Genomic DNA, 13,336 nt, shown 5'->3' on the forward strand with positions numbered 1-13,336 from the left:
CGTTACAGTCAATTATCGCTTATAAGCTGCATAACGTTTTTGTAGCTGTTTTAATTGATTGATTCTGGCATCAATTTTGGAAATCATTGTTTGATTACCTTTGGTTTGAGTTTTAGCATTTTGTAGTAATTGAATGGCTTGCTGAAATTGACCTTCTAGTGCAATTGCTTCGGCTTGCGCACTCATTTCTTGAGCCCTTGAATGTAACCCGCCATAAGCTTTAATGAGTAACTCCCAGCCATTGGTATCATCATTGTGGTCAAACGTATAGCGGTGTAACAAGCTTACAGCTTGTTGATAGTTTGCATTTTTTATATATGCATTAGCTAAATTCAACTGCAATGCAGAGCTATCCGGTGCTTTTTTTAACGCTGCTTGTAGGCGGGTTATTGCGGTACTACTATTGTTGAGCGCCAAATCAATATCAGTCATTAAATCAATATACCAAATATTATTCGGGTCACTGTCTAATAATGGTTGCAGTTGTTGTTTTGCTTTTTGATTATTTCCACTTAGGTTGTCAGTTAAAGCATTACCATAAATAATGGCTATTTTACTTTGTTCATTATTTAGTTTTTTGTAATCCTCAATTAATCGTTTTGCGGTATTTTTATTTTTAGCCATCAATATTGCTAACCGAGCTTTTACTAAATAATAGCTTAACGATGGCGATACGTTCTTTTTACTATATTGCATTGAGCGATTGCGGATATCAGTTAATCGGCTATTAGGTAATGGGTGAGTAAGTAGTATTTCAGGCGCTTTACTACTAAAACGGCTTTGATCGGCGAGTTTTTGTAAAAATTCAGATGAAGCATAAGGATCAAATCCAGCTTTAGCAAGCGTTCTTAAACCAACACGATCGGCTTCTTGTTCATTACTTTGCGTAAAGCTAATCATACTTTGAGCCGAGCCTGCCATGGTGCTGGTCATTGCCGCCATACCAGCTTCGGGATTGGCTAATGTTAGTAATAAAGACCCTAATGTTGCCCCCCAAACATAAGGACTATTACGGTTTTGGTTTTCCATTGCTCTGGCCAAATGACGTTGGGTGACATGCCCAATTTCGTGAGCCATAACAGAGGCCAATTGGCTTTCATTATCGGTATCTAATATGAGCTTAGAATGAATGACAACATTTCCACCAAAAAAAGCGAATGCATTAAGTACATCACTTTTCATAATATAGAAATGAAAAGGCGTTTTTACTGATTCTGATTTAGCAACTAATTTATTACCTAAATCATTAATATATTGGTTTAAAACTGGGTCGTTTATGATAGGAGAGCCTGCTCGTAGCATTCGCATATAATAATCGCCCATTTCCATTTCTTGGCCGATACTTAATGTTGTAGCTGCTGCGGTGCCAATATCTGGCAGATTGATATTATCCGCATATACGATAGATGTGTTTTGTAATAACAACGAGGTAGAGAGTGCAAATGCAATGGCTTTTTTTAACATTCTTTCAACCAATTGAGATAAGATTTTTGTTGATCTATTTTAGCCGAAAAAAAGAACTATATCACTTTGAATTTATCATTAGGATGCTTAGTTTGTTTGAGGTGATAAGCATAAAAAGTGACTATTTTTATGATTGAAATGACAAAAACTCAACAACCGTATCAGTACGGCCGTTGAGCTTTGATGTTAATAATCGAGTTTTATTATGCTTTATGGTGGCGATTTTTAATGAATTCAATAATATTATCAACGTTTACCATTTCTTTATCGCCACCAGCACGATGTTTGTATTCAACTTCGCCATTTTCAAGATTGCGCTCACCAATGACAATCGTATGAGGAATACCAATAAGTTCAGCATCAGCAAACATCACCCCTGGTCGCTCTTTACGGTCGTCAAAGAGTACCTCAATGCCAGCAGCTTGTAGATCAGCGTAAAGTTTTTCAGCTGTTGCTTGGACTTTTTCTGATTTGTGCATATTCATTGGAATAATCACGACACTAAACGGCGCAATAGCTTCTGGCCAAACAATACCACGTTCATCATGGCATTGTTCAATAGCCGCTGCTACAATTCGACTAACGCCAATCCCATAACACCCCATGATCATGACATGATTTTGCCCATCCTCACCTTGCACTGTGGCTTTCATTGCTTGTGAGTATTTTGTACCAAGTTGGAAGATATGCCCAACTTCAATCCCTCGTTTGATTTGTAATGTCCCTTTGCCATCAGGGCTAATATCACCCTCAACCACATTGCGAATATCTTCAATGCGAGGTAAAGCAGCGTCACGTTCCCAATTGATATTAAAATAGTGTTTATGATCGATATTGGCACCAGCACTAAAATCGCTCATCACGGCCACGTCACGGTCAATAATAATTGGCATATTTAAGTTAATTGGACCTAATGATCCCGGTCCTGCATTAACTAACGCGCGAATTTCTTCTTCGGTTGCAAATTCTAACGGTGAGGCAACGATATCAATTTTTTCGGCTTTTATTTCATTTAAAGTATGATCGCCTCGAACTAATAAAGCGACTAATTGGTGACCGCTTTCTTTGGTGGCTTTCACCATTAGGGTTTTCACGGTTTTTTCAATCGGCAAATTGAACTGTTCGACTAATTCGTCAATGGTTTTGGCATTTGGGGTATCGACCAGTTCCATGGCTTTAGTTGGCTCTGCACGTTTTTGCATTGGTGCTTGTGCTTGTGCCATTTCGATATTAGCTGCATAGTCCGATTCCGTTGAAAACACGATGTCGTCTTCACCGCTGTCAGCTAATACTTGGAACTCATGTGACCAGTTACCACCAATCGATCCTGTGTCAGCGCGCACTGCTCTAAAGTTTAAACCTGCACGCGTAAACACAGCGCTATAGGCTTTATACATATCATCATAAGTTTCTTGCAATGATTCTTGTGAGGTATGGAAAGAATAGGCATCTTTCATAATAAATTCACGCGAACGCATCACACCAAAGCGAGGGCGCACTTCATCACGAAATTTAGTTTGAATTTGATAGACATTAAGTGGTAATTGTTTGTACGAACTTACTTCATTACGGAGTAAGTCAGTAATTACTTCTTCATGGGTTGGGCCCAACACAAAATCACGATCACCACGGTCTTTAATCCGTAATAGTTCTGGGCCATATTGTTCCCAACGCCCACTTTCTTGCCAAATATCAGCAGGTTGTACGACCGGCATTAATACTTCTATTGCTCCTGCTTTGTTCATCTCTTCACGAACAATATTTTCTACTTTTTTAAGGACTCGGTAACCAGTGGGAAGCCAAGTATATAAACCCGCAGCCACTTTACGGATCATGCCTGCACGTAACATTAATTGATGGCTAATGACTTCTGCATCAGCGGGGGTTTCTTTTAACGTTGAAAGAAGATATTTACTGGTTCGCATAAATTTATCCCGAAAATAATTTATTTATAAATATAATAAAAATGTGAGCTAGTTTAGCAGCACCCAGCGCAACACTAAAGTAATTTTATCGCTATTTTAAATATAAAACTAACGGTAAAACCTTAAGACAACATTAAGTAAACGTTTTTTAGGTTATTGGTCGACTGTAAATTATTTTGCGATATAGATGCTAATACTTTTGTCTATGAATTCTTAGTTACTGTGATTTAACCGACAATGCAATTTGCGGTAAAACCGTAGATTGTTTTATTTATTATGAATCAAAATTGATACTTTATTTGTTTTTAATTTGTTTGGTATCAAATTGAATATTATTTATTGTGTTGATTATATTTAATTTTTTATTGATAGTGTGATTGGGATCACTTTGTAATAGTCGTTAATTTGATATTATATCTACAGCATATTTGATTAAGGAGTAGTATAAAATGAGTAAGTCAATGACTAACAAAGCTGTAATAGATTCAAAGAATGGAGCAGTATTACCCAAATGGCAAAAAAGTGATACATTATGGATGCTTAGTCTTTATGGTACTGCGATTGGCGCTGGAGTACTTTTTCTACCAATTAATGCGGGGGTAGGCGGATTAATTCCATTATTGGTTATGCTGATTCTTGCTTTTCCAATGACATTTTTTGCGCACCAAGCTTTGTGTCGATTTGTATTATCAGGCAAAAGTCGTGAAGGTGATATCACCGTTGTGGTTGAAGAGGCTTTTGGGCGAACAGCAGGAAACTGGATAACAGTGCTTTATTTTTTTGCAATTTACCCAATATTATTAGTCTATAGTGTTGGCATTACCAACACGGTAGATAGCTTTATGGTTCATCAATTGGGAATGGAATCACCACCGCGAGCTTTACTTTCATTTGTTTTAGTTGCATTTTTAATGTCAATTGTGCATTTTGGTGAAGAACTTATTGTTAAAGTTATGTCAATATTAGTTTTTCCATTTATTGCTGTTTTAATGATTTTAGCTTTATTTTTAATTCCGCAATGGAATGGTGAAATTTTTGCTAATTTATCTCTTGGCGGTAATGGCAGTGATGGTGAACAAAGTATTTTAATGACACTTTGGCTAGTGATTCCTGTTATGGTTTTTGCGTTTAATCACTCGCCTATTATTTCATCTTTAGCAGTAGCTAAACGTAAAGAATATGGTGAAACTTATGCTGCTCCAAAATGTACTAAAATTATTGCAGCAAGTAATATAATGATGGTTGTAACGGTTATGTTTTTTGTTTTTAGCTGTGCATTTTGTTTAACGCCAGCAGAGCTTTTAGAAGCGAAAGCGCAGAATATTTCAACGTTATCTTATTTGGCTAATCGATTTAACTCACCTGTTATTGAATATATTGGTCCTCCAATTGCGTTTATTGCTATGGCAAAATCATTTTTAGGTCATTATCTAGGTGGTAAAGAAGGTTTTAATGGTATTGTCAATAAATTCTTGCGTAGCCGCAATAAAACCATTTCAGAAAAGAAACTTGATAAACTTGCTATTGTATTTATGTTTGTAACAGCATGGGGTGTTGCCACATTGAATCCCAGTATTTTAGGTCTTATTGAATCACTTGGTGGTCCAATTTTAGCGGTATTATTGTTCTTAATGCCAATGTATGCAATTCATAAATTACCCGTATTAGCAAAATATCGAGGAAAGCCAAGTAATGTGTTTATTGTTGTTATGGGGCTAGTTGCGATTTCAGCTGCTATCTATAATTTATTATAAAATTGATTAAATGGGTAATAACCACCTATTTATGCAATAAATAAAACCCGTCGATATTTATCGATGGGTAAAAAGTCTATTGGTAAACCTGACTAACTGTAAAATAAACATTAATTACTAATGAATATTAAAAACTTATTTTCATAATCTTTAAAAGTGATGTTTAGCTATCACTATGACAATTAATGCGATGTGTTGATAAGATTATTTTTATTTAACTAGTAAAAAGAATTTATAAAGTTATAACTAGGCCAGCAGTATTAATTTATTTTTGGCATCAAAAAGGAAAAAATATGAGTTCAGTATTTGAAATATTTAAAATTGGTATTGGTCCTTCAAGTTCGCATACAGTAGGGCCAATGAGAGCAGGGAAGGCATTTGTTGATCAACTAATTGATAATGATATGATGTCATCAGTAACCAAAATTGTAGCTGATGTTTATGGTTCTTTGTCATTAACAGGTAAAGGCCATCAAACAGATATTGCTATTATCATGGGGTTAGCGGGTGAAAAACCTGATACTGTTAATATTGATAATATTCCTATTTTTATCGAAAAATTAAGCCAAACTCACCGTTTACCGATTTATCATAATCGTTACGAAATCGACTTTCCTTTGGATAGTTGTATGGTGTTTCATTCCAAATTTTTGCCATTACATGAAAACGGCATGACGTTGACTGCCTATAATGGTGATACATTACTCTTTCAAAAAACGTATTATTCCGTGGGTGGTGGTCAAATTGTTGAAGAGGAGCAATTTGGTTTGCAAAAACAAGATTCCACAAAACTGCCTTATCCATTTTCTTCCGCTGCACAGCTATTAAAACATTGTGAAGATAATTCATTGTCAATTTCTAGTATTATGATGAAAAATGAGTTGCAATTACATACCTATGAAGAAATTGAAGATTATTTTTCTCGCGTTGGGCAAACTATTTTAGAATGTATCAAACGTGGAATGAATACTGAGGGATTATTACCAGGACCGCTTAAAGTTCCTCGTCGTGCGTTTTCGTTATATCGTCAATTATCTACTACCAAAGATAAAATTATCAGTGATCCCATGGTGATTATTGATTGGGTAAATATGTTTGCGCTTGCCGTTAGTGAAGAAAATGCAGCAGGTGGTCGAGTTGTTACTGCACCAACAAATGGGGCATGTGGAATTATACCTGCTGTGCTGGCTTATTATGATAAATTTATTAATCCGGTTACGCCTGATATTTATATTCGATTTTTTCTAACTTGTGGTGCAATAGGTCAACTTTATCAAATCAATGCGTCTATTTCTGGTGCAGAGGTTGGGTGTCAAGGCGAAGTTGGCGTTGCGTGCTCAATGGCTGCTGCAGGGCTTGCTGAGCTTTTAGGTGGTAATCCTGAGCAAGTTTGCATGGCCGCAGAAATTGCAATGGAACATAACTTAGGATTGACCTGCGATCCAGTTGCTGGTCAAGTGCAGGTGCCTTGTATTGAGCGTAATGCTATTGCTGCCGTCAAATCAATCAATGCAACGAGAATGGCTTTAAGACGAATTACTGCGGCAAAAGTATCTTTGGATAAAGTGATTAAAACCATGTATGAAACAGGAAAAGATATGAATGCAAAATATCGAGAAACATCACGTGGTGGGCTTGCAATTACGGTTCATTGTAATTAGTAGCGTGAAAATTGTATTGAATTCGCCGATTTTATGATCGGCGAAAGCTTAACTTATATTTAGTGCTTCCAGCACATAGTATTAACCTTAGAACGCAAGAAATCATTCTCTGTTAGCATATCTATTTGCTCTACTTTTACTGTGCGTTGTTTTCTTTTTCGTTTGGGCTGCTCTGCTGAGGTAATATGGATAATTTCGTTGTAAGCTAGTAAATTATTAAGCTGATCAAGTTCATCTAATCCACGAAGAACAGAAATCAAAGTTTGTAATGTAATCGATTCACCTTGTTCAATACGTTTTATTGTTGCAATACCAATTTCGGATTTTTGAGCCAATTCTTGCTGAGATAAGTTTTTTTCAATTCTTGCCATTTTTATTCTGCGGCATATCATAGCAATCATATCAGTCGTTTCATTCATGAAATATCCTTTTTATATGATATTCCACGTGATGTGGCATATCATATATTGCTATCAAATCGTTATTTGATTAATGGTAATTTTTCTTGATTTTTGATTTGTTGCTTTTCTAGTTTCTCTAAAATCTTTTTATGAATACCACTAAAACCACCATTACTCATAATTAAAATTGCATCTGTAGGACGGGCTGATTTGGTGATCATTTCAACCAGTAAATCAATATCGCCAGTCCAGTAAGCTGGTTGAATACAAGCATCAACCACATCAGCAACTAGCCAAGGAAGATGTTCAGGTTGGAAGATGAAAATTTCGTCAGCACGTCCAAGCGATGGAGCTAGCTCATCTTTAGACACTCCTAATTTCATTGTGTTTGAACGAGGCTCAAGCACGGCTAAAATACGGCGATTAGCACCGATTTTACTGCGTAATGCTTCTAATGTTGCTAAGATTGCCGTTGGATGATGCGCAAAATCATCATAGATTTCGATATTATTCATTTCACCGTAGAGTTCTAAACGCCTTTTTGCATTTACGAACGTACCTAATGCCAAACAAGCATCAGCAGGTTCAATGCCTACATTATGAGCGGCAGCAATTGCCATTAGTGCATTATGCATATTATGTTCGCCGACTAATGAATATTTTACTTCGCCCACTTTTTTATTGTTATAGAAAACAGCAAAATGGCTTGCGTCGTTATTGATACGTTGTGCTAACCAGCCTGTTTCTGATTCAGTAAATACTTGTTCGCTCCAGCAGCCTTTAGCCAATACCTGTTTTAAATTCACATCTTCTTGAGGTGCAATAATCAGCCCTTTGCTAGGTACTAAACGAACTAGATGGTGAAATTGTTTTTGAATTGAGCTTAGATCATCAAAAATATCTGCATGATCAAATTCTAAATTGTTCATGATAAGTGTTTTAGGGCAGTAATGCATGAATTTTGAACGTTTATCAAAGAAAGAACAATCATACTCATCCGCTTCAATAACAAAATAGTTACCTTCACCTAACCTTGCTGATACATCAAAATTACCAGGTACACCACCAATAACAAAACCTTGTTTATAATTTTGTTTTTCTAAAATCCAATTGACCATACCGGCTGTTGTGGTTTTGCCATGAGTTCCCGCAACCGCAATGACCCAGCGATCGCGTAACACATTATCATGTAGCCATTGCGGTGCTGAAATATAAGGAATATTGTTATCCAAAATATATTCAACGCAAGGATTGCCTCGCGATAGGGCATTGCCAATAATAACTAAATCAGGCGTAGATGTCAGTTGCAATGGATCATATCCGTCAATGATATCAATGTGTTCTTTTTGTAAAAGTGTACTCATTGGTGGGTAAACATTTTTATCTGAACCTGTTACTTGATGACCTAGAGAACGCGCTATTAATGCAATCCCTGCCATAAATGTGCCACAAATTCCAAGAATATGAATATGCATTTTGAATCCTTAACGTTGTATAAATTTTATCTCAATGATGTTGCGTAACCATTGTCTATTTGACCAGTAATCAGAGTAAATTTAGTGCAATTTTGTCATTATAATCGATTCTACTTGCTTATGCGATAGGCCATAGATGTTTAATCATTAGTTGCGGAGCTTGGTTGCCACGAAACTCATCTACATCTAAATGATAAACGACTTGTACATTTTTTATTGATTGATCAGGCCATTGCTGTCGATTTACATTAAAAAATATGCCCTCAATAAGTGGACCACCATTTTTGGGTTCTAAGACTAATTTAAGGTGTTTATCTGCAAATAAGAGTTGTTGATGAATAATAAATTCACCATCAAAAATGGGGGTACCAAACCCTTCGCCCCATGGACCTGATTCTTTTAACTGTTTGGCGATTGCATAAGTAAAATCTTGCTTATCTATTTCACCATCAGTTTCGATGATTTGTTCTAGCACATCGGGGTGTAATCGAGTGTTTACAAGTGCTTCAAAACAGCTTCTAAAACGTTCTAAATCTTCTTCGCGAATGGTTAATCCAACGGCCATCGCGTGGCCACCAAAGCTCACTATTAAATCGGGATGTTGCTGATTTAATTCATCAATAAAATCACGCAAATGAATGCCCGGAATTGAGCGTCCAGAGCCTTTTAAAAAACCATCTTGAGTTGAGGCGAACGATATAACGGGGCGATAATATTTATCTTTTAAACGTGCGGATAATATCCCAATAATGCCTTGATGCCACTCAGGATGATAAAACACGAGCAAGCTAGGTATAGAAGCGTTTTGTTTTTCAATTTCTTGAATAAATGACAAAGCTTCTTTATGCATTGTTTGTTCAATGAGCTTTCGATCGTTATTGAGATTATTAAGATCTGTTGCTTTGCTAATAGCAGATTCATAATCATCACAAAGTAATAATTGAACACCTAATGTCATATTGTCCATTCTACCGGCTGCGTTTAATCGTGGGGCAATATAAAATGCTAAATCGGTTGAAGTTATCGAAGTAGGCTCTTTTTTGGATATCTGTAATAAGGCCTTGATTCCTTCACTACAATAACCAGATCGAATCCTATTTACACCTTGGTGAACCAAAATGCGATTATTATGATCAAGTTTAACGACATCAGCAATAGTACCTAAAGCAACTAAATCTAATAAATTTGCCAGATTATATTCGGTCAAATTATTATTAGCGAACCAATTCTCTTGTCGTAATTTTGCGCGTAAAGCCAGCATAAAGTAAAAGGCGACACCAACTCCAGCTAAATGCTTAGAGGGAAAAACACAATCAGGTAAATTAGGATTGATGATGGCATCGGCATTAGGTAATTGTGCTGGGCATAAATGGTGATCAGTAATAATAACAGACAAGCCTGATTGCTTTGCAAAGTCAACGCCTTCATTGGCAGAAATGCCGTTGTCAACAGTAATAATAAGCTGTGCACGTTGTAAAATAGCTTTTTTAACAACCGAAACGCTTAACCCATATCCATCATCAAAACGATCAGGAATAATGTAATCAACAAAAAGACAACCCATATTTTTAAGTGCCTTGACGGTTAAGGCCGTGCTTGTCGCACCATCAGTATCAAAATCGCCAACAACCATAATGCGCTCATTATTTTTCATGGCTAAAAAAAGTATTTCGACTGCTTTTTCAATACCCTCTAATTTATCGTAATTACATAGATTGCGTGTGGTATAGTCGAGCTCATGCATACTAGTAACGCCACGCAAGGCATAAATTCGCTGTAGCAATAACGGGATATCATGAGTAAATTCTGGATAGACTTCAGGTAATTTGCGATGTCTTAATCTATTTTTTTTCATATTTAATATGCTAGCACATTTGTGCTAACATGTATTTTCATCTTATATTTAAATTTCAACAGTAATCACTGACCAACTGTTATTTAGTTGCTTTTTTATCTAAAATTTCAATTAATTTATCTGCTGGCACATAACCTGAAACAAGTTGCCCATCAGGTAATACAATTGCTGGTGTACCGCTAATACCTAACTTTTTACCAACGTTAAATTGTTGTGTTACATAAGGTATCATACTACTAGCAGGTGAGATAGGCTTATCTTTGTATGCATTGTCAAATGCTGCTTTACGATCAGTCACACTCCAAATAGATTGCATGTTTTTACCCACATCACTGTCAGCACCCGCACGAGGGAACGCAAAATAGTGCACAGAAATACCTGCATCTAAATATTTATCGATATTTTCATGGAGTAGTTTACAGTAGTGGCAAGTATAATCAGTAAAGACTGAAATGATGTACTTTTCATTTTTTGCCTTATACACAATGGCATCTTTTTCAATTGGTTTTATTAGCTGAAGATTACTGCTATTAGCTATATTTTCAGGTTCATCACCTTGAATATCATAAATAGGGCCTTTGGTTAAATATTTGCCATCTTGTGTAACATAATAAATACCATCTGGAGTACTAACGTTTTTAAATCCCTGAACTGGGCTATCAGTAATTTTTAACTCTTTTTTTTCGTAACCCAATTTATTTAAAGATTTTATAATATCAGTATTACTTGCTAATACCGAAGTTGAAATTAAAGCTAAACCTAAACATAAAACTAATTTTTTCATTCAATTATCCTTATTTTTTCGAACACTATGCTCGAGGATGATGTTTACTGTGTAACTGTTTTAACCTTTCTGTTGCCACATGTGTATAAATTTGGGTAGTTGATAAACTACTGTGTCCAAGTAACATTTGTACAACACGCAAATCAGCCCCATGATTAAGCAGATGCGTAGCAAAAGCATGTCGCAATACATGGGGTGAAAGTGCTTCAATATTAATACCAGTTAGTATGGCATAATATTTGATTCGATGCCAGAATGTCTGTCGAGTCATTTTTTTACCTAATCGGCTTGGAAAAAGAACATCAACAGGCCCTGTTTTTAGAAGATCATTTCTAGCATATTTAAAATAATATTCAAGCCAGTAAATCGCTTCTTCTCCAAGTGGCACTAAACGTTCTTTATTACCTTTACCAATTACTCTTACCACCCCTTGGCGTAAGCTAACATCACTAATTTCTAAATTCACTAGCTCAGAGACGCGTAAGCCTGTGGCATAAAGCACTTCTAACATGGCTTTATCCCGAAGTTCAATCGGATCTTCTATATTAGGTGATTCAAGTAGCGCATCGACTTGTGATTCGGTTAAATCTTTAGGCAATTTTTTAGGAAGCTTGGGCGATGATAACACCGCAGAAGGATCATCAGTGCGATAATTTTCTTGATATAAATACTGAAAAAAACGTTTAGTTGCGCTAAGCAAACGCGCTGAACTACTTGCTTTATACCCGTCTTTGACGCGTTGCATTAAAAAGTCTTGTAAGTTAAGCGTTTGGGCAGTTAGGAAAGTGACATTTTGTTGTTGTAAAGATTGACTTAATGCCAACAAATCAAGTTTATAAGAAGCAATGGTATTTTCAGCTAAGTTCCTTTCTAGCCATAATGAATCTAAAAATCGTTCTATTAACATTTTATTTTGGGCGGGTGTGTCTTGACTAGACATCAATAATTATCTCTACCTCACAGTTATTTGTTTCATTATATACTAACTGTCAATAAGTTGTAGTTTAAGCTAAATTGCTATTTTTAGTATCATTGTTACCATTAAAAATAATTTGTATCAACTCACCACTTACTATTCTAGTTGCAATAAGCTTTTCAACAGTTGTTACATACCTGTTTAACTAACAGAACTGATTAATATTAAACAATATTTATTTAACCATTTTTTAAAAAAGATTAAATTTCACACTAAAATAACGTATAGCTTTTTAACTAAACTGCTTGTTATTTGCATTCAGTGATAAAAGGATAAGATATAAATACTATATAGGAAAACATTGAGTTATTTACATTTTATGACTATCGCGTTTCCGTTACTCTACCAATTAATCTTTAAATTTATTATGGTTATAACATAGTTAGCAATAAAACAGAGTTTTTCTTTATTAAAAAGCCAGAATTTTTTGTAAAAAATATTCAGGAGTCTATACCGTTTCAGCGTGTAACTATTTTAAATGCAATCATTTAATAAATTATTTTTGATAAAGAATAAGATTGCTTAAATCCCTTATTTAACAAAGGGATTAAGCCGCTATCAGTTACTGGTTTAAGTAACTGAACTTATTGATATTAAACAATATTTATTTAACCATTTTTTAAAAAAAAGGTTAAATTTCACACTAAAATAATGTATACTTTTTAGCTAAACCGCCTGTTATTTAAACTTAATAATTAAAATATCAGTGTTAAATAAAAAAATAACTAAAAATAACACCGATTAATTTTTATAAACTGGATATAAGGGGGGAGGAAAACATGTCAAACGAACTTAATCGTCTTTTGGGTCAGCTCGGTGACGGGTTTGGCGATTTAATGGCGGGATTGAGTGGGGTTAGCCATAATCGCTATACCTTAACCGTTGACGGGCTGGGCGCGCCGATGTCGGTTTTGCATGTCGACGGTGATGAGTCGTTAAACCAGCCTTGGCGTTATGTTATCTCCTTTACTAGTACTGACAAAACCTTATCGCCTGATTCCTTTCTTAATCAAAAATCGACTTTCTCCTTTAATCCCGTTA

At 35.6% G+C, this 13,336-nt stretch carries 10 protein-coding genes; 3 read left to right on the forward strand and 7 right to left on the reverse strand.

Annotated elements, in window-relative coordinates; translation table 11 throughout:
• Positions 1-12: 12 nt before the first annotated feature.
• Together bepA and proS are read right to left on the reverse strand one after the other, a co-directional pair.
• The gene (gene bepA / locus ACYIAL_RS04980) at positions 13-1,464 is read right to left on the reverse strand and encodes a beta-barrel assembly-enhancing protease (protein WP_483746904.1); all 1,452 of its coding nucleotides are present in this window, start codon (positions 1,462-1,464) and stop codon (positions 13-15) included.
• Between the two features lie 203 nt (positions 1,465-1,667).
• On the reverse strand, positions 1,668-3,389 hold the full coding sequence (proS, locus tag ACYIAL_RS04985; protein WP_483746903.1) for a proline--tRNA ligase: 1,722 nt from the start codon (positions 3,387-3,389) through the stop codon (positions 1,668-1,670).
• 461 nt (positions 3,390-3,850) lie between these two features.
• On the opposite strand from proS, the gene ACYIAL_RS04990 reads away from it, so the two are divergent.
• Complete coding sequence (locus ACYIAL_RS04990; RefSeq protein WP_483746954.1) at positions 3,851-5,143, forward strand: serine/threonine transporter; 1,293 nt, start codon at positions 3,851-3,853, stop codon at positions 5,141-5,143.
• A 293-nt stretch (positions 5,144-5,436) separates the two neighbouring features.
• A complete protein-coding gene (locus ACYIAL_RS04995; protein ID WP_174797085.1) occupies positions 5,437-6,804 on the forward strand; it encodes an L-serine ammonia-lyase in 1,368 nt (455 codons plus the stop codon).
• A gap of 59 nt (positions 6,805-6,863) precedes the next feature.
• Here the strand turns inward: ACYIAL_RS04995 and ACYIAL_RS05000 are convergent, their stop codons facing one another.
• The 5 genes from ACYIAL_RS05000 to xerD all read right to left on the reverse strand — a co-directional run bounded on the left by ACYIAL_RS05000 (position 6,864) and on the right by xerD (position 12,259).
• Positions 6,864-7,223 (reverse strand): helix-turn-helix domain-containing protein, encoded by a 360-nt coding sequence (locus tag ACYIAL_RS05000; RefSeq protein ID WP_174797086.1) that lies wholly within the window; start codon positions 7,221-7,223, stop codon positions 6,864-6,866.
• A 62-nt stretch (positions 7,224-7,285) separates the two neighbouring features.
• Entirely contained in the window at positions 7,286-8,680 is a 1,395-nt protein-coding gene (mpl, locus tag ACYIAL_RS05005; RefSeq protein ID WP_483751124.1) for a UDP-N-acetylmuramate:L-alanyl-gamma-D-glutamyl-meso-diaminopimelate ligase, read from the reverse strand.
• A 118-nt stretch (positions 8,681-8,798) separates the two neighbouring features.
• A complete protein-coding gene (recJ, locus tag ACYIAL_RS05010) occupies positions 8,799-10,535 on the reverse strand; it encodes a single-stranded-DNA-specific exonuclease RecJ (protein ID WP_483751125.1) in 1,737 nt (578 codons plus the stop codon).
• Between the two features lie 79 nt (positions 10,536-10,614).
• Complete coding sequence (gene dsbC / locus ACYIAL_RS05015; RefSeq protein ID WP_174797089.1) at positions 10,615-11,319, reverse strand: bifunctional protein-disulfide isomerase/oxidoreductase DsbC; 705 nt, start codon at positions 11,317-11,319, stop codon at positions 10,615-10,617.
• 25 nt (positions 11,320-11,344) lie between these two features.
• Positions 11,345-12,259 (reverse strand): site-specific tyrosine recombinase XerD, encoded by a 915-nt coding sequence (gene xerD, locus ACYIAL_RS05020; RefSeq protein WP_174797090.1) that lies wholly within the window; start codon positions 12,257-12,259, stop codon positions 11,345-11,347.
• A gap of 815 nt (positions 12,260-13,074) precedes the next feature.
• Between xerD and ACYIAL_RS05025 the strand changes: the two genes are divergently transcribed.
• A partial coding sequence (locus tag ACYIAL_RS05025) for a hypothetical protein (protein WP_483751047.1) occupies positions 13,075-13,336 on the forward strand: 262 nt, incomplete at its 3' end.

The organism is Gilliamella sp. X-57 (genome assembly GCF_057063565.1).